Below are 21477 nucleotides of genomic sequence, written 5' to 3'. Positions count from 1 at the left end.
TATAACAAAATTATTCTTAAATCAAATCTAAAACACTTACCTTTTTAGACCAGGCACAACCCTTGAGCCTGGATCGCAGCCATTATCTCATCTCGCGAGCTCTTCTGGGTTGCCAATTTATTTGAACCGATCTGGGTGGTAAATTCATCCACGCGACGGTTAGTATCACGCAGATCATAGTATTGGTGGACTGATTTATCGTAGTCTTCAAACTCAGCCAAGGGAAAATCAGCGGGATATTTATCATCAAAGACTGTAAATTCTAGGGGCAAACGCGGCTTTAATTGAGGACTTTGAGCCGGATGACCTAGTTGGAGCCCTAATACCGGATATGTCAATTTAGGCAACTCTAGCACCTCGACCAATTTTTTAGGTTCATTATTGATGCTCCCTAAGACGACTCCCCCTAAGCCCATGCTTTCAGCCGCTAACAGCGCATTTTGAACGGCTAAAACCGTATCATTGACTGCTTGAAAAAAGAGATCGGCAGTCTGTAGACGAGCGATATCTTTTCCCAAGTGCTGTCTGATCTTAGCATTGCGATTTAGATCAGCTAAAAAGATCAATAGCTCGCCATTGCCTCCGACATAGTCTTGTTTGGCGATCTCACTTATCGCCTTGCGCTTTACTTCATCTGTGATCCGCAAAATACTGAACTGTTGCAGAAATTGGCTAGTCGAGGTATGCCTTACCGCTTCATAGATCGCAGTAAGTTGTTCTTTAGCGAGCGGTTCTTTTTCAAAAGCTCGGATACTTCGATGGTTCAATTGCGTCTTTAACGTTTCATTAGTAATTTCCATCCACTTCACCTGCTTACTTTAAGTAATTAAAAGGTACTATACCACTTTTGGGGGAGAAATACAAATTCACACCCGAAACAGGTACATATAAGATAAGGACACGAAATAGCGACGATTTACCATATACTCCCGAGCTATATAGTGGAAACGTGTTCGCCAATGTAACGCCTAGTGAATAACAAGGGCTTCACCAAGCTGCAAGAAAACACATCATGGCAAAGCCCTTGTTATTCATACGGCGCTGAGCGCATTGGCTCACACTCTATCTTATTTGTCCCTGTCCGCTGATCACGTACTTGGTCGTAGTCAAAGCTTCTAAGCCCATCGGTCCACGCGCATGTAATTTTTGCGTCGAAATACCGATCTCGGCTCCAAAACCAAAGACAAAACCATCCGTAAAACGCGTCGAAGCATTGATATAAACACTGGAAGCATCAACTTCATTTACGAACCGTTGCCCATTTGCATAGCTATCCGTCACGATCGCTTCAGAATGCTTCGTATTGTGCGTGTTGATATGCACGATCGCCTCTGTTAAAGTATCAACGACTTTTACTGCTAAAATATAGTCATTATACTCTGTATCCCAGTCGCGTTCAGTTGCTGGAACGGCTGCATCCCCTAAGATCTCACAAGTCCGGGCATCTCCACGTAACTCGACATTATACTTAGCCAATGCTTTTGCGACTTGAGGCAAGAACTCTTCGGCCACATCTGCATGAACGACCAAAGTCTCGGCCGCATTGCAGACAGATGGACGTTGGCACTTAGCGTTGACTACGATCTTTTCGGCCATTGCTAAGTCTGCTTGACTATCTACATAAACATGACAATTTCCCGCTCCCGTTTCGATCACGGGCACAGTTGCTTTTTGAACGACGGTTTGGATCAAACGCGCGGAACCACGTGGGATCAAAACATCTAAATAGCCATTCAGTTGCATGAATTTTTCTGCTACTTGGTGCGATGTTTCTGTGATGATCTGGATCGCTTCTTTAGCGATACCATTTTCAACTAAGACTTGTTGTAAGACCTCAGCCAATTTGATGTTTGTTGCTAAAGCTTCCTTACCACCACGTAAGATCACCGCATTACCTGATTTAAAACACAACCCTGCCGCATCGACTGTCACATTTGGACGAGCCTCATAGATCATCCCCACGACTCCTAAAGGTACTCGACGTTGGACGATCTGAAGGCCATCTTGATTGATCCAACCTTTATCGACATTTCCGATTGGATCTGGCAAAGCCGCGACCTGCCTTAAACCTTCAGCAATATCTTTGATCCGTGCTTCATCTAAAGTCAAACGATCAACAAAACTGGATTTCATCTCAGTTGCTTTTTCTAGATCGACTTGGTTAGCTGCAATAATCGCAGCTGTATTATCTACTAAAGCTTGCGCCATCGCTTTTAAGATCGCATTTTTTTGTTCAGTGCTCAGCTGTGCTAATTTAAATGCCGCTTCTCTTGCAGCAATTCCCATTTTTTCCAAATCAAGTGCCATTATTTTTCCTCCTTTACAAATAGCGTCCCTAAAGGTTCACCTTTAACGAGATCAAAAATGATCGCTGGGTCTTGCCCGTTAGCTAAGATCATCATCTTGTCATTTTCAAGCATTCTTTGAGCTGCTTTCAACTTGGTCATCATCCCGCCAGTTCCAAATTTAGAACCTTTGCCACCGGCTGCTTCTAAAGCTGTCTCATCGATCTTTGTGATCCGCTCAAATAGTTTAGCATCACTGTACTTTCGCGGATTCTTATCAAAGAAACCATCGATATCGGATAACATCACCAAAAGATCGGCATCCACGATCGAAGACACGATCGCTGAAAGTTGGTCGTTATCACCAAACTTAGTATGATGATCCATCTCATCGACAGCGACCGTATCATTTTCATTGACGATCGGGATCACACCCCATTCCAATAAGCTATTGAACGTATTCAAAGCATTTTGGCGACTCAAAGGGTATTCTAAAACGTCATGCGTTAACAAGATCTGTCCGATCCGTTGACCGTAAAGTGAGAAACGTTGTTGATACACTGACATCAAGCCACTTTGTCCGATCGCTGCTAACGCCTGTTGAGCTGGGATCGATTCGGGTCGTTCGTGCAAGCCCACTTGTCCCATCCCAACACCGATCGCCCCAGAAGAGACTAGAACGACTTGTTTACCGTCATTGACAAGACCGGTCAAGACATAACACAATTGGTCAATGGCATGGAAATTCACTTTACCGTTGGGGTGAATCAAGGTGCTTGTCCCCACTTTAACTACGATCCTTTTTGCATCAAGCTGGCGTTTTTTTGCCATGTTTTTTCCTCCAAAATAAAATTCTTGATTTAATTATACTATATTTTGTGCTAACTGTTTTCTTTGAGTTTCTTAGTCTTTTGATTTTGATCTGGCTCTAAGACATAGCGATCAAGCAATTCAATGATCTGATCATTTTGTGGCAAGTCAGAATGCTGGGCATCTTTTCCCGTCACCGTGATCTGCGTAAAGTGCTTCACGATCCCCTGGTAGATGTATTTTCCCGCTTCAACACTGCGCTCGGGAACTAAGCCATCAGAGTCATAGGTCTCAGTCCCAGCAACAGTATAGACTGAAAGGTCAGTCGGGAGTTTCTTGCGATTTTTGATAAAATCAGCCAACATTTGCGTCTTTCGTTGTAATGACGTTTCCGAGAAGTTATACGGCGTTCCGACCGTCATCAAGACTTTTGCTTGAATATCATATTTAGGCAGGTAATTTTCTAAAAAGGCCGTATAGATCAGGCCACCATTGGAATGCCCAAATGCTTTGAAGTTATTGAATTCGTACTGTTCACTTAACTGCTTGAAAGCTTTATCAAACATTTTGGCCTGCTTTAAGATATTGCTGTAACCATCTTTGTTGTTCTCAAAACCGACCACGATAAACGGCTCATTATCTTTAGCGTTGATCTTGCCCGAATACTTGACCGTGCCATCGTTGTAGACTTTGACTTTTAACAAACTGTGCTTTTTTTGGCTCCGACTGTTGATCTTTTTGATCAGGGCGTCAAAACGATTTTCGGTAGCCGAACTTCCGGGGATCATGATCACTGGTGACAGGCGTGAATTATGCCACCGAGCCAGATCTTTAACATTTTGCCGCGCCCAAATAAATGATGGGAGCGCTAGACTAAAAAGGATCAACAACACCAGTAATGTTATCCCCATGCCACGCTTATTGATCTTCATTTAACTCACCTGCTCTCTTGCAATCATTATCTAAAGCCCCAGCGATCTTCTCTGCAAATCTGACAAAGGGTATATATAACAAGATATCGCATAATAACAAACCAAAAGTAAAGATCAACACGCCCCAAGAACCATTTGTCCCGATAAAAGCGTATAAAACACCTGGTGTCGTCGTCAAAACCGGATAAACCGCTGGGGGGACTAAGCCACATAAGAGAGCCAAGCCCCCGATCACCATATTAAATAACGGGATCACCAAAAATGGCAGTAAATAAAACGGATTGAACAATACCGGTAAGCCGATCATAAAGGCGACATTCGTATTGAACATGCTTGGAATAACGGTCCAATTCGCTAGTTTACGCGTATTTTGGCGCTTCGCTACTAAAAAGATCGCTAAGACCAAGCCTAAAGTCGCCCCCGTTCCCCCTATGGCGCCATAACTAAAATACAAGGTGTTGGCATTGAATTTTTCAGGAACTTTAGCTAGATTATTATGGCTCAAAGCATAACTCAAATTCTTCAACGCACTTTGATCACTATCAAAGGTATTTCCCGTATATGGCCCACTTAGCCCTAGCCACGCAAGTAATAACGTGATACTAGCAAAGAACATGACGGGCCAAAAACCGCTTTGCTTAGTTGCTTGGCCTTGTAGCCAACTTCCGACTTCCTCAAAGATCTGATACTTGAATAATAAGCCTAGTAAAATATTGCAGACTACCGCAAACAATAAGGTAAATGTCAACGGCAACAACCCTTTAAAAGAGCGACTCAAAAGTTCTTGTCCATGCTCAGTCCCTTTAATAGTCGGACCACTCAAATATTTAAAGACCCAGCCCACACAATAACCCACGGCTAGACCTAAAATTAACCCGGGAAATCCCAAGAGATCGAGGCGGAAATTAAATTGGCCGTTATTGCCCGTTGTGCGTTGATAACAGATCGCTAAAAAGACCAACAAACCGGTCAAACCGGCCAATTGTTCATCACGTTTAAAAAACTGGGCGGTGTATTTAGCCGAAACGCCCGCCGCTAACAAAGCGATCACCCCCGCAGTCAGCATATAGATACTGCCAAATAACTGGTTGGCAGCGCGATAATGTGGTAACCACTTGCTGATCTGGATCAAATTTCCGAGATAGCCATCGGGATGTAGTAACGAAAATTCGATCACTTGTGCAAAACTTCCCAATAGAATAAATGGAAATAACACTGCAAATGTGCGCTGAATTATTCTAAAAAAAGACCATTTGCGAATTCTTAGACCTAAAGCAATAATTCTTTGTTCCATCGCTCTTTCCCCCAAAAGTTCATTCTTTGTTCTAGTATAGCCTAATTTATGCTGCTTTAACATATGTAGCACGCAAAAGAAATCTTGCATTTTTTAGCAATTACGGTATATTAGATAACGTTGCTTTAAATCAATTTATATTGTGAGGTATTTTTCAGTGAAAACTGCATTAGATAACTTTTTTGATCTGACTGGTCTTAAAACCAACGTCAAGCGTGAGATCCTCGCTGGTTTTACGACCTTCATCTCAATGGCATATATTTTATTTGTCAATCCTGAGATCTTAGGCGCTTCTGGCATGGACAAAGGCGCGGTCTTTACCGCAACTGCTCTAGCTAGTGCGATCGGTTGTTTATTGATGGGGCTGTTAGCCAAATATCCGATCGCTACTGCTCCAAGTCTTGGGATCAACGCCTTTTTTGCTTATTCAGTTTGTATCGGGATGAACATTCCATGGCAAACAACTTTAGCTGGGGTCTTCGTAGCTTCGATCATCTTTTTACTGATCACCGTTTTTAAATTACGTGAATTGATCATCGATGCGATCCCAGCTGATCTAAAAGCAGCGATCTCAGCTGGTATCGGCTTATTTATCGCCTTTATCGGACTCCAGGGTGGTGGCTTGATCGTCGCTAACAAATCTACACTCGTTGGCTTAGGAAGCTTTTCTGGCTCGACTTGGGTCACAGTCTTTGGCTTGATCGTCGTTTCGATCCTAATGGTCATGCGAGTTCCAGGGGCTATCTTTATCGGGATGGTCCTTTCAGCGATCTTTGGCATCGCAACAGGTAATATTCAAATGCCCCATGCTTTTGTCGCACCGGCACCAAGCATGGATCAAACTTTCTTGGTTGCATTATCGCACTTAAAAGATATCAATACACTGCAAATGTGGGTCGTAGTGATCACTTTTTTATTGGTCACCTTCTTTGATACAGCTGGAACTTTGATCGCCTTAGCTCAACAAGCTGGCTTCTTACAAAATAACAAGATGCCCCGCGTTGGGAAAGCTTTGATGTCAGATTCAACTGCCATGCTCTTTGGTTCGCTTTTTGGAACTTCTCCAGTGGGCGCTTATGTTGAATCTTCCGCCGGGATCGCAGTTGGGGGCCGTTCCGGTTTGACCGCGGTCACGACTGGGATCTGCTTTATCTTAGGCCTATTCTTTTCACCGCTTTTGACAGTGGTAACTTCACAAGTTACCGCTCCTGCTTTGATCATCGTCGGTGTTTTGATGGCACAAAGTATGGCTCGCATAACTTGGACTAAACTTGAGATCGCGATCCCAGCCTTCTTGACCGTAGCTGGAATGCCACTGACTTACAGTATTTCAGACGGATTAGCCCTTGGCTTCATCGCTTATCCGATCACGATGATCGCAGCGCGTAAAAGTAAAGAAGTACCTGCTTTGATGTATGTTTTATTCTTTGTCTTTGTGATCTTCTTCTGGGTCTTAAATATCGAAAAATAAACAAAATGGACACTCTTAAAACGAGTGTCCATTTTGTTAACTATCGATCAGCATTCGTCTTTTTATTGACCCTAAAAACACTGTCTAAAATGTAAAGCAACGGGCCACCGCCTACCAAACAAATGATCAGAAAGATGATCATTTTAGGCGTTGTTAAGAATTGTAAAAAACTAGTCTCACGATCTCCCCAAAACCAAAGGCCAAATGGAATTGCCAGCGCTTCTGAAAGAGGGAAGATGACGTAGCGTTTATTTTCTTTGATCCCCCCGGCCAGCCACCATTTCCATAAGCGCCTCATTGGCTTCGCCTTCTTTCATATCTCTATTGTATTATGTCACGAAAAAATTAACTGTTTTTGTCAAATATCGCACTTTTCCATTCCTATTCGGGCTATCTGAGCGCTTAAGTATGAAATATTTCTTTACAGCACAAAAAATATGCCCAAACGTGTTCGCCGATCCAACGTCCAATAAATAAAAAGGCTCCTTCCACGATACAAGATCATGGGAGGAACCTCCTTATTTACGCGGGAATGACCGCACTGTCTTACACGCTAAGACTTTTATTTTTCGTAGCTGGCAGCTTTAGCTTGATACATTGCGATCTCATCTTCAGAACAACGAACATAATGTCCCGGTGTGATCTCATGTAACTTGCGTGGCTTACCTTGCTTATCGTCTTCGATCGAAGCATCGTATTCTTTTTGCTTACGATTGCGTTCAAACTCTGGATCTGGTTCAGGCACAGCTGAGATCAAACTAGCTGTGTAATCATGCAATGGCTTGTTATAAACATCATCTGCTGGGCCCACTTCCAACAAACGACCATAGTGCATAACACCGATCCGATCTGAAATGTACTTCACCATGGAAAGGTCATGCGCGATGAAGAGATAGGTCAGACCCTTTTCTTCTTGCAATTCCTTCAATAAGTTGACGACCTGCGCTTGGATCGAAACGTCCAACGCTGAGATCGGTTCGTCAGCGATGATAAAACGCGGTTTGACCGCTAAAGCACGTGCGATACCGATCCGTTGGCGTTGCCCACCTGAGAATTCGTGGGGATAACGACTGGCGTGATCTTTGTTCAACCCAACTGTTTCTAAGAGCTCTTCGACTTTAGCCCGGCGCTCTTCTTTATTTTTAGCGAGGCCATGGATATCGATCCCTTCGGCGATGATATCTTCGACCGTCATCCGGGGATTCAAAGAAGCATATGGATCTTGGAAGATCATTTGCATTTCACGGCAAAATTCAAGGTGATCTTTACGTGAGGTCAACTTGCTGACATCTTTACCGTCAAAGAGGATCTGACCGTCTGTTGGTTCATACAAATGGATCACACTTCGACCAGTCGTGGTCTTACCGGAACCTGATTCACCAACTAAGCCAAATGTTTCCCCTTCAAAAATGTGGAAACTAACATCATCAACGGCTTTGACCATGCTAGGCTTACCCACGCCGAAGTATTGTTTTAAGTGCTTGACTTCAAGCAATTTTTTGCGTTTTTCTGGCATGTTAAATTCCTCCTGGTCTATTCAGCATCCGCATGCTTCATCGCTTCTGCACGCCGATTTTTTGCAACTTCTTCTTGTTCTTGGATCTCACGCCAGATCTCAGCCCGACGCATGATCTCTGCTGGCGGCTCGATCTGGGGTGCATCTGGATGCAAAAGCCAAGTAGCTGCATAATGCGTATCTGACACCTTAAAGAATGGTGGTTTCTTTTGCGCATCGATCTTCATCGCATATGGATTCCGAGCTGCAAATGGATCACCTTTTGGCGGATCTAAGAGATCTGGTGGTGTCCCTGGGATCGCTTCAAGTTTGGTACTTGAAAGAGTCGGCATCGAGTTCAACAAGCCCCAAGTATATGGATGTTTTGGATTGTAGAAGATCTCGTCTACCGTTCCATATTCAACAATCTGCCCCGCATACATTACGGCGACCCGGTCAGCCATCCCAGCAACCACACCTAAGTCGTGCGTGATAAAGATGATCGAAGTCTCGATCTTAGCTTGCAATTCTTTCATCAAGTTCAAGATCTGAGCTTGGATCGTTACGTCCAAAGCGGTCGTTGGTTCGTCAGCGATCAAGATCTCTGGATAACATACCAAAGCGATCGCAATCACGATCCGTTGGCGTTGCCCACCTGAGAATTGGTGAGGATAGTTATTGAAGCGTTTTTCAGCATTGGTGATCCCAACTAATTTCAAGATCTCTAATGCTTGCGCCATTGCTTTTTTCTTATCCATATTCTTATGGACCATCAAAGGTTCCGCAATTTGGCGTCCGATCTTCATCGTTGGATCAAGCGAAGTCATCGGATCTTGGAAGATCATTGCGATATCTTTGCCACGGATCTTTTGCATCTCTTTTTCAGATTTCTTCAAGAGATCTTGTCCTTGGAACATGATCGAACCACCAACTACTTCAGCATTACTTGCTAATAAGCCCATAATACTCTTAGTTGTGACCGATTTACCTGAACCGGATTCACCTACGATGGCTAACGTTTCACCTTTATTCAAATGAAAACTCACATCGCGAATGGCTTTAACATCACCCGCATAGGTATGGAAATTGATTTTAAGGTTTTTAACATCTAAAATTCGTTCAGCCATACTACAACCTACCTTCTAGTTTTTGGATCAAATGCATCGCGGAGACCATCACCTAACAAGTTAAATGAGATCATCAACACACACAAGACGATCGCTGGATACCACATTTGATATGGTAAGAATTGGAAATTCTTTTGCCCTTCATTCAACAATACCCCAAGGGAAGTTTCTGGGGCTGAGATCCCGATCCCGATAAAGCTCAAGAAAGCTTCAAAGAAGATCGCAGTTGGGATCGTGTACATCGTTTGGATGATGATGATACTTGATAAGTTTGGCACCAAGTGTTTCCAAGCGATCTTAGTTGGGGATTGCCCTAAAGTCCGCGCCGCCAAAACATATTCTTGACTCTTTAACTGGAGCGTCTCGGCCCGGATCATCCGCGCCATCGTCGTCCAACTAGAGATCGCGATCGCCAAAATGATCGATCCGATACCTGGTTTGAAGACCACCAACATCAAAACAACGATAACTAAACTTGGGATGGAGGAGATAACTTCAATGATCCGCTGCATCACGTTATCCGTCCTGCCACCCTTCCAACCCGATACGATCCCGTACGTGACCCCGATCGTCAAGTCAAAGAAGGTAGCAACTAAAGCAACGATCAAGGAGATCTTGGTCCCATAAACGATCCGTTGCGCCAAGGAGCGCCCTAAGTAGTCAGTACCCATAACAAAGTATTTGTCTTTGGATACGCCAGCTTGCGCATATTTATCGACCCAAACATCGCCAACTTTAGCCTTACCATTGAACCCATTGATATTTACACCAGGGATCTTAGCTGGTAAGTTAGCATATTGTGGTTGTGATTTGACCAAAGTATCGCGGTTAACAAATGGTGTCGAACCAAACGCTACAACGATCATAAATAAAATGATAAAGAGCGAAATGACCGCCCCTTTATTCTTCTTCAAACGGCGCCATGCATCTTGGGTAAACGTCAAGGAAGGCGCAGCAATTTTTTCAGCATCAAGCTCTTCTTTTACTTCTAAAGCTTGAAAATCTTCTGGTCGTAATTTCATTTTTTCTTCCATAAAGCTTAGCCCTCGTTTCCAGCAAGTCTGATCCGCGGATCAATGATACCGTAGATGATATCCGTCAATAGGATAACCGCTACAAGTCCCGCAGAAAATAGCATCGTAACACCCATGATCGTTGGGTAGTCGTTAGTCATGATCGATTTAACGAACTGTTCCCCGATACCAGGGATCGAGAAGATATTTTCGATGACCATCGAACCTGTCATCAACGCAACCGTATATGGCCCGATCAAAGTTACTAATGGGATCAAACTGTTGCGCAAAGCGTGATGGTAAACGATCTGGAACTTGCTCAACCCTTTAGCCTTGGCAAGCTCGATATAATCAGAATTTAGCACATCGACCATCCCAGTTCGCATAAACCTAGATGTTTCAGCCAGTGGCCCTACACCGAGCGCGATCGTTGGTAAGACTGTATAGGCAAAGCCACCCCAATCAGCGATCGGGAACCAGCCAAGTTTCAAAGCGATATAGTATTGAAGTAAAACAGCTAACACGAAGTTTGGTACTGATTTACCGATGATCGATAGGATCGTAACACCAGTATCGATCCAAGTGTTGCGGTTGATCGCAGCAATCGAACCAAAGATGATCCCAAAGAAGACCCCAAAGATCATCGCTTGGATCCCCAATTGAGCTGAAGCCCCGATCCGGCTTGAGATCAAATAGGAAACTGGTTGATTACTAAATTGGAATGATGTTCCCATGTCACCATGTAACATCCCTCCAATATAGAGTAAATATTGCATCCAGATCGGTTTATCCAAACCATATTGTTGGTTCATGATCGCAATCTGTTCGGGTGACATTTTTTCTTGGTTTGAATATGGCGTCCCGGGCATGAGCTTCATCAAAAAGAAGGTGATAGTTGCCACTAAAAATAGCGTCAACGCCATATAGAAAACCCTTTTTAACAGGTATTTCTTCATATCGTATATCCTCTCGTTTCTGAGATGTCTTTTTTGCCAAACAACGCAGGATAGTTAGTCCTGCGTTGTTTGATATTTTAAATCATTTTAAGTCTGATCTTATCTACCGTCAACTAAAAACTAGTTACCTGAGATGTAAGCTTCCTTAAAGTTGTAGTTTACACCAGCAGAGTTAAAGATAACATTTTTCACGGAAGGTTTTACCATCCATGGTTTTGTACTTTGGTAAAGCGGAATAACACCTTGATCGTCCATCAAGATCTTTTCAGCTTGCACTAAATCATCCCAACGCTTAGCTGGATCATTAGCATCAGTTGTCTTAGAAGCTTCGATCAAGCGATCGTATTCTTCATTCTTCCAACCACCAGCATTTTGGGAGTTATCAGAAGTCATCAAGTCTAAGAAGGAGATAGGGTCAGCAAAGTCAGCACCCCAACCGGAAACAACGACGTCAAAGTTCTTTTGTTCTGTCCGTGCTAAACGTGTCTTGAATGGTACGTTAGAAACAGTAACTTTGACCTTATCTGAGCCAAATGTTTCAGTGATTTCACTTTGTAAGAATTCCGTTGCCTTCTTAGATGTATCAGTATCATCACCTAAGATAGAAAATTCGATCTTATCTTGGCCAACTTCTTTGAGACCTTCTTCAAAGAGCTTCTTAGCGTCTTTTTCATTATACTCAACCGCTGATTTTACATAAGCTGCGTCAACGAAATCTTTACCATTACGTTCAGCTAAGTCACTGGAGACAAATCCCTTAGCTGGTGTAGAAGCACCCGCTAAAACTTGTTTAACGTATTGTTCACGATCGATCGCTTTAGAGATAGCTTGACGGATCTTAGTGTTAGCAAATTCAGCTTTTTGTTCGTTAAGTTGTAAGTAGAATACGGAAGCTTCCTTACGGTCTGTATAACCAGTTTGGCCCTTGAGCTGACGTGCTTGTTCAGCCCCTAAAACAGTTGCATCCACTTTACCAGATTGGTATAAGTTGTAAGCTGTTGTTGTAGACTTATTAACTTTATAGTTGATCTCGTCTAACTTAACTTTGCTCTTATCCCAATAGTTCTTGTTCTTAGCTAAAGTCCAGCTAAGGTTTGTCCCTGTCCAATCTTTCAAGACAAATGGACCATTGTAGACCATGTACTTGGAAGCTGTCCCGTACTTGTCGCCGTATTCTTCGACCACTTTTTGATTTTGTGGGAAGAATACTGGGAAGCCCATCAATAACTTGAAGTATGGTACTTGCTTATCAAGTGTTACGACTAATTTATGGTCGCCGTCAGCTTTGATCCCTAATTCACTAGGTTGCTTTTTACCATCCATAATGTCCTGTGCATTAGCTACACCGTCAAAGAGGTAAGCATATTGTGAACCAGTCTTAGGGTCGACTGTGCGTTGCCAAGAATAAACGAAATCTTTGGCAGTTACAGGATCACCGTTAGACCACTTAGCGTTCTTACGCAAAGTAAAAGTATAGGTCAAACCATCATCAGAGACCTCTGTCTTCGTTGCGATCCCTGGTTCGATCTTAGAGTTCTTACCTAAGCGATAAAGACCCTCCATCGAATTATTCAATTGGTTAAAACTAACAGTGTCTGTTGCTTTGGAAAGATCCATCGATGGCAACTCTGCACTTTCGCTCCAGTTGAGCACTTGCTTGTCGCTGGCACTATTATCTGAGCTCTTGCCACAAGCAGCGAGAAAAACAGCTGACAACGCCACAACAGCGCCCGCTTTGGCTAATTTAGCTAATTTCATAGATTCACAACTCCTTAATAATTACTTAATGGCTCTAAATTACATCCTACTTTAATAACTTTTGACTTAAATAATATATGATAACGAAATTAAAATCAAGTGTTTATTCTAATTCAAAACGTATAAATTTATATATATAAAATTATATCTCATTCAAAAAAGTTGATATATCAACGATTTTTCCATTTATTTTAGCTAATTTTTGTCTAAATTTTTTTGGTAATTCGGAAATATTTCCATTTAAACCTAAATTAGAGACACGATAATTCGGAATGTGCAATTAACCAAAACTGAATTCAAAGAAAGCATTTTCTCATTTATACTCCGCCCCGACTAATTTACTAGTACAGTGGTATAATTTTAGTAATATCACTTGATCAAGGAGGATCTTTATATGACACCAGTTATCATTGCGGGTATCGAAAATGAACAAGAAAATTTTGACTATACGATGGCAGAACTAGCTTCTCTGGCTGAGGCTGCCAACATGGAAGTCACCCGCCAGTTCAAACAAAAACTCGAACGTCCGATCGCTGCTACTTACCTAGGCAAAGGTAAAGCTGAAGAGATCAAAACGGCTGGGGCAGTGACCGACAGTCAGATCTTGATCTTAAACGACGAATTGACACCCACGCAGATCCGGAATTTAGAAAATATCACCGAAATGCGCGTTTTAGATCGCACAGCCTTGATCTTAGAGATCTTTGCAGCGCGGGCTAAGACCAAAGAAGCCAAACTCCAAGTCCAAGTGGCTAAACTGCAATATCAATTGCCCCGGTTGCATACTGGGCTTACCGATAAACTCGACCAACAAACGGCCGGAAACGCTGGTGGTGGCTATACTAACCGTGGGGCGGGTGAAACTAAGCTCGAATTGAATCGCCGGGTGATCGAAAAAAAGATCAGCGCTTTGAACAAAGAACTCAAAACGATCGACAAAGAACATCAGACCCGTCGTAAACAACGCCAACGCTCTGGGATCAAGACGGCAGCGTTAGTCGGCTACACCAATGCCGGAAAATCGACTACGTTAAATGGACTCCTTCGGCTATTTGGTGAAACAGAAAACAAAGAAGTCTTTGAAAAAGATATGCTTTTCGCCACTTTAGATACATCTGTTCGCCGTCTCCGTTTTGATGACAACAAAGAGATCTTGCTAAGCGATACGGTCGGTTTTGTCTCCAAATTGCCACACCAGTTGGTCAAAGCCTTTCGGACAACTTTAGCCGAAGCTGCCAACGCCGATCTCTTAGTTCAAGTCGTCGATCTTTCCGATGACCACTACCAAGAGATGATCGAAACGACTGAAAAAACTTTGGCCGAGATCGGTGTAACTGACATCCCGATGCTTTATGTTTTCAACAAAGCAGATAAGCTTGCTGTCAGCTACCCTAGCTTAGCTGGCAGAGAATTGACCTTCAGTGCCCAAGATGACGAATCGTTAAAAGCACTAGCTGAACTATTGAAACAAGAGCTCTTCAAGGACTATCAGACGCATACGTATCTCATCCCATATGCCAAGGGAAATCTCGTTGAAGAACTCAATCAAAAGGCGACTGTGCTTGAAACTGAGTATCTCGCTGATGGGACTAAGCTCAAAGCCGAAGTTGCACCGGCTTTGGCTGGCCGTTTAGCTGAACATCAACTTGACTAAAAATAGACGTGTTTCTTCTTTTGTAAGGAAGAAATGCGTCTATTTTTTATCACATACCTATAAACATAAACGAATCAATAGTATTTCTTAGCTACTATTTCAAAAGCCAGCTACATCATGCCCACCTCAATTTATAGCCGATTTTGCTTAAAAAAATTATCTGAAATTCTAAAATAAACTTTCTTTAAAATCTAAAATATGCTAACTTTTATCTTAGATACTACAAAAAGGTTGGTAATTTATGAAAAAAAATGAGCAAGTTCACTTAGATCGTTCGATCAATCTATTTTCCGCATTAGCGTTAGTGATCGGGACCGTTATCGGCTCTGGGATCTTCTTTAAACAAGCTTCTGTTTTAAGCTACTCCCATTCGACGACCATGGCTTTACTTGCTTGGTTCTTCGGTGGCGTTTTGACATTGACCAGTGGCTTGACGATTGCCGAGATCGGCTCTCAAATGCCGCAAACTGGTGGCTTATACATTTACATGCACAATCTTTACGGTAAAGTTTGGGGCTTTTTATCCGGCTGGATGCAGATCACTGTTTATGGGCCTGCTGTCATCGCCGCGTTAGGTTCGTATTTGGCGATCTTGTTACAAGCCTTCTTTGGCTTTCCCGCTAGCTATACACCTTTTGTCGGAGTCTTATCCGTTGTTTTGATCTCTGGCTTTAACTTCTTATCTAACCGCTATGGGTCTGCACTACAGATCGTTACGACATTATGTAAGTTAGTTCCGATCGCTGCGATCATCATTTTTGGTCTGCTCTTTGGTGATCAAAATGCCGTGGGTCAAGTTTTAGCCGAACGATCATCTAGTGTGGCGGGTAATTTTGGGGTCGCAATTTTAGCAACATTATTTGCTTATGATGGTTGGATCTTGATCGCTAATATGGGTGGTGAGATCAAAAATCCTCAAAAGATCTTGCCACTCGCGATCGTTTTAGGTCTGTCAGCAGTATTGATCATCTATGTTTTAGTTTCTTACAGTATTTTCAAAACGATGCCGGCTGAGATGATCGCTCGCTATGGTGAAAATGCTACCCCACACTTTGCGGAAATGGCATTTGGCAAGATCGGGGGTAAGATCTTAAACATCGGGATCATCATTTCGATCGTCGGCTGTATGAATGGTAAAGTCATGACCATCCCACGGATCATGTATGCGATGGCTAAAAACAATGAGTTACCATTTTCCAAGCAATTAGCTTATCTCAACAAAACGATGCATACCCCAATGGTCTCGATCTCTGCGATCGCAGTCATCGCTTCCGGGATGATCTTGACCGTGGATGCTGATCGTTTGACTGAGATCTGTATTTTTACGATCTATTGTTTCTATGTAATGACCTTCTTTGGCGTCTTCAAATTGCGTAAAACAACGCCAAGAGCGAAACGACCATTCTCAACACCACTTTATCCCTTGACCCCGATCGTAGCGATCTTAGGAGCAGCGTTTGTCTTAGTCAGTGAATTATTCTCTGACCTAAGTGGCGTCGTGATCTCCCTAGTGATCGTCTTATGCGGTCTGCCGATCTATTATTATAAGAATAGAGTGTAAGGCAAAGTGGGAAATGCCGTATGAATAACGGGAATACCGCCGTGATGCGTGTTTTGCATCATGGTGGTATTTTTGTTATTCACTAAGCATTGCTTTGTCGCACACGTTTCAATAGGGTGTAAGAACTGACGGGTTGCACCGTACAGATAACTGAAAGATCGCCAGGATGCGCTTCTTGCATCGTGGCGATCTTTTTGTTATCTGCTAGGTGTTGTCAGTTCGCACACGTTTCGATAGAGTGTAAGGCAAAGCGGGAAATGCCTAGTGAATAGTAAGAGCCCGACCAAGATGTGTGTTTTGTATCATGGCCGGGCTCTTACTATTAGTGCTTATCAAATTTATTGCTGGTGATCAATTCGATCGTTTGATCCATCTTGGTGCGGTGATCTTTTTCATCTAAAAGTAGTGTCGTGATGATATCCACAATATAAGTCATCGCAAATTGCGAATTGATAAAGCGGACGTTATCCACAAAATTACTATTCTTGACTAAAAGTGCCAGATCACTCAATTGGTATAACGGACTATCCTCGATCCCGGTGATCGCGATCTATAATCAGATCACAACCCCAAAAGAACATTTGATCTTACCGGAATGCGGTCATGAAGATATGCATGTTGGGGTCAACGATCAAGTCTTTAACTGGTTATTTAAAACACAGATCACTGACTGCTAAATAAAGCGGGACTCACTACGATACACAGTGAGTCCCACTTTATTTATGTTATTTATCGCGGCGGCGACGTAAAGATATCTCAGCCGTTTCATCTGCTTTTTTTACCCGCTCGATATCTTCTCTGATCTCAGAGCCTAAATGAGCTGATTCCTCTTCTTTAGGTCGATATGCGATCTGGATCCCTAGTCTATATGGTTCATCTTTTTGCATCATCGTTGACCGACCGGCAAACTTATACGGCCCGCCAGTCAAAGCAACGGCAGCTAAAGAGAGACGATACCGCTTCAAGGCTTCGATCCCACGCAGTAAGCCCACTTGGGTCACTTCCCCGAGTTCTTGGCGCTCGATCTGATTGACGCCACCATAGACGAGTAATTTGCCATTGACCTCACGCAATTCATAATACGGCAAGGCTACGGGCTCATTTAGGGCAAAGAAACGGTCACCACTCTTTGCTTTTTTAAAGAGCTCTTTATCTTTTGCTCCCCCAAAATCAAGCTGGAGATACCCGACCTGTTCTAATTGAGCCACAACTTTTTGTAAATTTTCACGTTGCTTGTGGTTTGTCCGCAACGTTGATGGTAAAAATTCTTCATCTTTGAAGATCCCATTAGTCTGCATAAACCCTGAAGCTACCCCAGCATTTTCTGCAGCACGCGTGTCGGGGATCTTGACGCCCAACATTTTTTCAACTTTAGGCGAGATATCGAGCTTTGAGACCCGATCTTCCGTAAAGAAATATAAAATATTGAGATATGTGAAATACAGTAACGCTAAGAAAGCTAAGATAAACAGCAGACCACGAACGATAAAACCGTTCGCAAAAAAGCGGTAAGCAACGTAAAGCAAATAGAAATTACCTACACCCCCAACGATCGTATAGATCCGATTTTTGAGCGTGGCATTCATATTAAAATAACCAATATAACTATTGATCATCCCTAAAATACTAAACACATTCCTACCCCCTATTGCGCATTATTATCCTGCGTTGTATTGTTGTCATTAGTTTGCGCATTATTTTGTGCGCCATCTTGTTTGGTCGACTCACGCTCAGTTTGGTCAGTTTTTGCACTCGAGCTACTGCTTTGACGCGTGGTCGAACTTTGTGTTTGGCTATCATCTTGTGTCGTATCGTCTTCAACACTGCTTGATGTCTTAGCTGCTGAGCTTTCAGCCTCATCATCAGTCGTTGAAGACGAACTTGAACTGACTTTATCCGAACTTGAACTCTTATCCTCGTCATCACGCTCGCTACTACTTACTCGCTCACTATCTAGAGAGGTTGAGACCGAGCTGACACTGCTGGAGGAAACTTTTTCAACGGCTTTTCCTTCAGAGGTATGAGTCACTTTGTTGACCGCCACGTTGGTAGCCCCCAAGGCCAAAACGATCGACAGGATCGCAAATGGTGTCAACAAAGGTGGTGTACGATATGCCATTTTTACTACCCCCAATTTTTTCTTACTACTCTAATCCTACTACATCTGTGGACCTAGCTGTTTAAAGATTTGCTAAATTTTATTGTAACTTAGCACAGTTTGGACAAAGACCATAGAGTTCGAACCGGTGGCCTTCGATCACACAACCCTCCAATTGATCTTGAAAGATCGTCAAAGGGCACATCTTGACCTCACGCACGCGACCACAATTTTGACAGATGAAGTGGTGATGATGTAACCGATCAAAATCGCACTGGTATTTAACACAGGCTCCCGAAGGCTTATCCTTGGTCTCAATGATGCCTAATTCACTAAAATCCTTTAAATTCCGGTAAACAGTATTATAGCTCATCCCGGGATAGAGCTGTTTCATGTGCTCGGTCACTTGGGTAATACTGACATATTGTTCTTTAAAGCCACACAAGTACTCTAACAAGCTCCTTCTTTGCTTGGTGATCCGATAATGGTGACTTTGCAACACTCTGATCGCTTCATTGATCAATCCTATCCCCCCTAAAGAATAATTATTACTATTTAATATGATACCACGCTTTAAGATAAAATATCAGCCACAAGTTGTTCGAGTTTGGCATAGGTCTGCTGCAACTCGGCATTTTGTAGAACATGAGCTTTGGCACGTAATGCCGCGGGTAACTCAGCATCTCGCTTAGCCTCCTTGCTTGCCAGCCGTTGCTCGATCCTAGCCTTTTTATCACCTCGTGCATGCAAACGCTCGACTTGCACCGCCGTAGAAGGTAATTCTAAAAAAATGACCGTCAGTAACTCAGCGGGCAATTTATCTAAATAAGTCAAAACGCCCTTCGTGTCCAAAACTATCACCGCCCGCTTGTCATGCTTTAAAGCACGTTTCAGGCCTTCAAATGAAGAACCGTAGTAATTATCATCATAGGTAACGTACTCTAGATAGTGGTTATCAAAGAAAGTTTCTTGCGTTTCAAAATAATAATCTTTACCATCTCTTTCACCTTGTCGCTTTGGTCGCGTCGTATGCGTCACCACCTTGGTAAAGCCTAAATTCTCGGTCAAATACGCTTGGGCCGTCGTCTTGCCACTACCAGGGGCACCACAAATGATAAATAAATTTCCATCTAATGTTTCCAAAAAAATCACCTATTTACTCTATCTTAAACTAAACTTGATCCTTTTTTCTTGCAAAATAAAGGTATCCATTATAAAATTGTAAGCGTTGACAGATGCTATATCTATTTTTTTAGATACGATATTGCTGTCAACTTTATTCTATACTTAATGGAGGGGTATTACTATGGAATTTGGCGAATTTTCAAAAGCAAACTACTCGATTTCTCTGGATACAAAAAGCCAACTTTTCAGTGCCCGCTCAAATGATAACCCTAAATTTGAAGCAACGGGCGTGACGATTCAAGATGCACTCTCTGAATTGTCGAAGTTAGACGCTAAGATCCGCTTATAATCGTAGTTAATTAGAATATTCAACCTTGAGGCCACAATTTGATCGTGGCCTCTTTTTATTGAAAACTAATTGACATTTAATAATACAACCCTTATTATAAAGTAATTAATATTATGCAAAGAGGTATCTTATCTATGAGTATTAAGGAACGCGTCTTCAAGAAAGAAAGTTTAGATCGTTATTTGTCTGAAGACCGCAAGTTTAACAAAACGCTTAGTGCTAAAGATCTTATCTCAATGGGGATCGGAGCCGTGATCGGTACGGGGATCTTCATCTTGCCTGGGACTGTTGCAGCCCTTCACAGTGGACCAGCGATCACGATCTCCTTTGTGATCGCAGCGCTCGTTTGTTCAACTGCTGCAATGTGTTACGCTGAATTTTCTTCTGCTTTACCGATCGCCGGCAGTGCCTATTCATTTGGTAATGTCGTCTTCGGTGAAATCGTCGGTTGGTTTTTAGGCTGGGCTTTGATCTTAGAGTATATGCTGTCTGTTGCTGCGGTCTCGACTGGTTTTTCCGCCTATTTCAATTCCCTATTAGCCGGCTTGGGGATCCACTTGCCGAAAGCGATCACGGGGCCTTTTGATCCAGCCAATGGGACTTTTATCAATCTTCCGGCTGTTTTGATCGTTTTATTTATCGCCTATGTACTTTCACGTGGCTTACGGACTTCGATGACGATCAACTCGATCTTTGTGATCATCAAGATCGCTATCATCATCTTATTCCTATTGGTCGGAATGTTTTACGTCAAACCGGCAAACTGGGATCCATTCATGCCATTTGGGACTAAAGGTGTCCTAGTTGGCGCAGCTCAAGTCTTTTTTGCTTATCTTGGCTTTGACGTGGTCGCTTCTTCGGCAGCTGAAGTCAAGGAACCCGCTAAAAATATGCCTCGTGGGATCATTGGAACATTAGCGATCTGTACCTTACTTTATATCTTAGTTTCGATCGTCTTGACCGGGATGATCTCTTATACTAAGTTAAACGTCGCTGATCCCGTTTCCTTTGCGCTTTATGCCGTTAAACAAAATTGGGTCGCAGGGATCATCTCAGTCAGTGCCTTAGCTGGGATGTTCACGATGATGGTAACGATGGTCTACAGTTCTTCACGTTTGATCTACTCGATCGGGCGTGACGGTCTTTTACCTAAGTTCTTAGGTCAGATCAATGAAAAGACTAAAACACCAGAAAAAAGTATGCTCATCGTAACACTCATCATCGCTTTGACCGGTGGCTTCTTCTCCCTCAATCAATTGACAAACTTAGTCAATATTGGGACTTTATTAGCCTTTATGTTCGTCTCACTTGGGGTCTTACCATTGCGTAAACGAAAAGACATTCCAAATAAAGATGGTTTCAAAGTGCCATTTTATCCTGTCTTACCGATCATCTCAGCTATTCTATGTGCCGTGATGTTAGCGCAACTCTCCTTAGAAACTTGGACTGCTGCTTTCGTCTGGTTTGCGATTGGAATGGTCATCTACTTTAGTTATGGTATCAAACACAGTAAGATCAATGAATAAATAACAAGGGACCCACTACGCTC

22 protein-coding genes are annotated in these 21477 nt (G+C 42.8%); 6 read left to right on the top strand and 16 right to left on the bottom strand.

Annotation, left to right across the window (positions count from 1 at the left end):
- Positions 1-44: 44 nt before the first annotated feature.
- From GSR62_RS00955 to GSR62_RS00935, 5 genes are all read right to left on the bottom strand, one after another.
- Positions 45-800, bottom strand: a complete 756-nt coding sequence (locus GSR62_RS00955; RefSeq protein ID WP_010690333.1) for an NADPH-dependent oxidoreductase — start codon at positions 798-800, stop codon at positions 45-47.
- Between the two features lie 262 nt (positions 801-1062).
- Positions 1063-2307 (bottom strand): glutamate-5-semialdehyde dehydrogenase, encoded by a 1245-nt coding sequence (locus GSR62_RS00950; RefSeq protein WP_066023905.1) that lies wholly within the window; start codon positions 2305-2307, stop codon positions 1063-1065.
- The gene (gene proB, locus GSR62_RS00945; RefSeq protein ID WP_010690328.1) at positions 2307-3116 is read right to left on the bottom strand and encodes a glutamate 5-kinase; all 810 of its coding nucleotides are present in this window, start codon (positions 3114-3116) and stop codon (positions 2307-2309) included. The genes GSR62_RS00950 and proB overlap by 1 nt, the downstream gene beginning before the upstream one ends.
- Positions 3117-3166: 50 nt before the next feature.
- Positions 3167-4027, bottom strand: coding sequence for an alpha/beta hydrolase (locus tag GSR62_RS00940; RefSeq protein ID WP_010690326.1), 861 nt, complete (start codon positions 4025-4027; stop codon positions 3167-3169).
- Positions 4014-5321, bottom strand: coding sequence for a PTS transporter subunit EIIC (locus GSR62_RS00935; RefSeq protein ID WP_033193039.1), 1308 nt, complete (start codon positions 5319-5321; stop codon positions 4014-4016). Before GSR62_RS00935 ends, GSR62_RS00940 begins: the two co-directional genes overlap by 14 nt.
- A gap of 157 nt (positions 5322-5478) precedes the next feature.
- Here GSR62_RS00935 and GSR62_RS00930 point away from each other — a divergent pair, with 157 nt between their 5' ends.
- Complete coding sequence (locus GSR62_RS00930; RefSeq protein WP_010690322.1) at positions 5479-6792, top strand: NCS2 family permease; 1314 nt, start codon at positions 5479-5481, stop codon at positions 6790-6792.
- Positions 6793-6832: 40 nt separating this feature from the next.
- Here GSR62_RS00930 and GSR62_RS00925 read toward each other — a convergent pair whose 3' ends face one another.
- The 6 genes from GSR62_RS00925 to GSR62_RS00900 all read right to left on the bottom strand — a co-directional run bounded on the left by GSR62_RS00925 (position 6833) and on the right by GSR62_RS00900 (position 13141).
- Positions 6833-7090, bottom strand: coding sequence for a DUF5976 family putative bacteriocin (locus GSR62_RS00925; protein WP_010690321.1), 258 nt, complete (start codon positions 7088-7090; stop codon positions 6833-6835).
- Between the two features lie 264 nt (positions 7091-7354).
- The gene (locus GSR62_RS00920; protein ID WP_010690319.1) at positions 7355-8308 is read right to left on the bottom strand and encodes an ABC transporter ATP-binding protein; all 954 of its coding nucleotides are present in this window, start codon (positions 8306-8308) and stop codon (positions 7355-7357) included.
- Between the two features lie 17 nt (positions 8309-8325).
- Positions 8326-9414, bottom strand: a complete 1089-nt coding sequence (locus GSR62_RS00915) for an ABC transporter ATP-binding protein (RefSeq protein ID WP_010690318.1) — start codon at positions 9412-9414, stop codon at positions 8326-8328.
- An 8-nt stretch (positions 9415-9422) separates the two neighbouring features.
- The gene (locus tag GSR62_RS00910) at positions 9423-10448 is read right to left on the bottom strand and encodes an ABC transporter permease (protein ID WP_010690317.1); all 1026 of its coding nucleotides are present in this window, start codon (positions 10446-10448) and stop codon (positions 9423-9425) included.
- A 5-nt stretch (positions 10449-10453) separates the two neighbouring features.
- Positions 10454-11383, bottom strand: a complete 930-nt coding sequence (gene opp3b / locus GSR62_RS00905; protein ID WP_010690316.1) for an oligopeptide ABC transporter permease — start codon at positions 11381-11383, stop codon at positions 10454-10456.
- A 120-nt stretch (positions 11384-11503) separates the two neighbouring features.
- On the bottom strand, positions 11504-13141 hold the full coding sequence (locus GSR62_RS00900) for a peptide ABC transporter substrate-binding protein (protein WP_010690315.1): 1638 nt from the start codon (positions 13139-13141) through the stop codon (positions 11504-11506).
- Positions 13142-13535: 394 nt separating this feature from the next.
- Here GSR62_RS00900 and hflX point away from each other — a divergent pair, with 394 nt between their 5' ends.
- Both hflX and GSR62_RS00890 read left to right on the top strand, forming a co-directional pair.
- Positions 13536-14795 (top strand): GTPase HflX, encoded by a 1260-nt coding sequence (hflX, locus tag GSR62_RS00895; RefSeq protein ID WP_010690314.1) that lies wholly within the window; start codon positions 13536-13538, stop codon positions 14793-14795.
- Positions 14796-15036: 241 nt separating this feature from the next.
- A complete protein-coding gene (locus GSR62_RS00890) occupies positions 15037-16356 on the top strand; it encodes an APC family permease (RefSeq protein ID WP_056938495.1) in 1320 nt (439 codons plus the stop codon).
- Positions 16357-16678: 322 nt separating this feature from the next.
- Here the strand turns inward: GSR62_RS00890 and GSR62_RS00885 are convergent, their stop codons facing one another.
- Complete coding sequence (locus tag GSR62_RS00885) at positions 16679-16828, bottom strand: hypothetical protein (RefSeq protein WP_179854471.1); 150 nt, start codon at positions 16826-16828, stop codon at positions 16679-16681.
- Between the two features lie 13 nt (positions 16829-16841).
- Between GSR62_RS00885 and GSR62_RS00880 the strand changes: the two genes are divergently transcribed.
- Positions 16842-17033, top strand: a complete 192-nt coding sequence (locus GSR62_RS00880; protein WP_179854470.1) for an acetylxylan esterase — start codon at positions 16842-16844, stop codon at positions 17031-17033.
- Between the two features lie 48 nt (positions 17034-17081).
- On the opposite strand, the gene GSR62_RS00875 is transcribed toward GSR62_RS00880, so the two are convergent.
- From GSR62_RS00875 to GSR62_RS00860, 4 genes are all read right to left on the bottom strand, one after another.
- Positions 17082-17990, bottom strand: coding sequence for a DUF6681 family protein (locus tag GSR62_RS00875; RefSeq protein ID WP_010690309.1), 909 nt, complete (start codon positions 17988-17990; stop codon positions 17082-17084).
- Between the two features lie 11 nt (positions 17991-18001).
- Positions 18002-18475: a hypothetical protein gene (locus GSR62_RS00870; protein WP_010690308.1), complete on the bottom strand. Its 474-nt coding sequence runs from the start codon at positions 18473-18475 to the stop codon at positions 18002-18004.
- A gap of 79 nt (positions 18476-18554) precedes the next feature.
- Positions 18555-18977, bottom strand: coding sequence for a Fur family transcriptional regulator (locus GSR62_RS00865; RefSeq protein WP_010690306.1), 423 nt, complete (start codon positions 18975-18977; stop codon positions 18555-18557).
- Between the two features lie 50 nt (positions 18978-19027).
- Entirely contained in the window at positions 19028-19606 is a 579-nt protein-coding gene (locus GSR62_RS00860; protein WP_103050379.1) for a guanylate kinase, read from the bottom strand.
- A gap of 154 nt (positions 19607-19760) precedes the next feature.
- Between GSR62_RS00860 and GSR62_RS09430 the strand changes: the two genes are divergently transcribed.
- On the top strand, positions 19761-19928 hold the full coding sequence (locus tag GSR62_RS09430; RefSeq protein ID WP_004050845.1) for a hypothetical protein: 168 nt from the start codon (positions 19761-19763) through the stop codon (positions 19926-19928).
- A 134-nt stretch (positions 19929-20062) separates the two neighbouring features.
- Entirely contained in the window at positions 20063-21454 is a 1392-nt protein-coding gene (locus GSR62_RS00855) for an APC family permease (RefSeq protein ID WP_010690301.1), read from the top strand.
- Positions 21455-21477 lie beyond the last annotated feature (23 nt).

Origin of the sequence: Ligilactobacillus animalis, assembly GCF_009933595.1 — a bacterium.
Taxonomy (GTDB): Bacteria; Bacillota; Bacilli; order Lactobacillales; family Lactobacillaceae; genus Ligilactobacillus; species Ligilactobacillus animalis.
Note: the sequence above shows the minus strand (reverse complement) of the source record. Positions and strands in the feature narration are given on the sequence as shown.

Coding starts and splice junctions, on each gene's coding strand:
- GSR62_RS00955 (WP_010690333.1), bottom strand. CDS start 800: ATGGAAATTACTAATGAAACGTTAAAGACGCAATTGAACCATCGAAGT.
- GSR62_RS00950 (WP_066023905.1), bottom strand. CDS start 2,307: ATGGCACTTGATTTGGAAAAAATGGGAATTGCTGCAAGAGAAGCGGCA.
- proB (WP_010690328.1), bottom strand. CDS start 3,116: ATGGCAAAAAAACGCCAGCTTGATGCAAAAAGGATCGTAGTTAAAGTG.
- GSR62_RS00940 (WP_010690326.1), bottom strand. CDS start 4,027: ATGAAGATCAATAAGCGTGGCATGGGGATAACATTACTGGTGTTGTTG.
- GSR62_RS00935 (WP_033193039.1), bottom strand. CDS start 5,321: ATGGAACAAAGAATTATTGCTTTAGGTCTAAGAATTCGCAAATGGTCT.
- GSR62_RS00925 (WP_010690321.1), bottom strand. CDS start 7,090: ATGAGGCGCTTATGGAAATGGTGGCTGGCCGGGGGGATCAAAGAAAAT.
- GSR62_RS00920 (WP_010690319.1), bottom strand. CDS start 8,308: ATGCCAGAAAAACGCAAAAAATTGCTTGAAGTCAAGCACTTAAAACAA.
- GSR62_RS00915 (WP_010690318.1), bottom strand. CDS start 9,414: ATGGCTGAACGAATTTTAGATGTTAAAAACCTTAAAATCAATTTCCAT.
- GSR62_RS00910 (WP_010690317.1), bottom strand. CDS start 10,448: ATGGAAGAAAAAATGAAATTACGACCAGAAGATTTTCAAGCTTTAGAA.
- opp3b (WP_010690316.1), bottom strand. CDS start 11,383: ATGAAGAAATACCTGTTAAAAAGGGTTTTCTATATGGCGTTGACGCTA.
- GSR62_RS00900 (WP_010690315.1), bottom strand. CDS start 13,141: ATGAAATTAGCTAAATTAGCCAAAGCGGGCGCTGTTGTGGCGTTGTCA.
- hflX (WP_010690314.1), top strand. CDS start 13,536: ATGACACCAGTTATCATTGCGGGTATCGAAAATGAACAAGAAAATTTT.
- GSR62_RS00890 (WP_056938495.1), top strand. CDS start 15,037: ATGAAAAAAAATGAGCAAGTTCACTTAGATCGTTCGATCAATCTATTT.
- GSR62_RS00870 (WP_010690308.1), bottom strand. CDS start 18,475: ATGGCATATCGTACACCACCTTTGTTGACACCATTTGCGATCCTGTCG.
- GSR62_RS09430 (WP_004050845.1), top strand. CDS start 19,761: ATGGAATTTGGCGAATTTTCAAAAGCAAACTACTCGATTTCTCTGGAT.
- GSR62_RS00855 (WP_010690301.1), top strand. CDS start 20,063: ATGAGTATTAAGGAACGCGTCTTCAAGAAAGAAAGTTTAGATCGTTAT.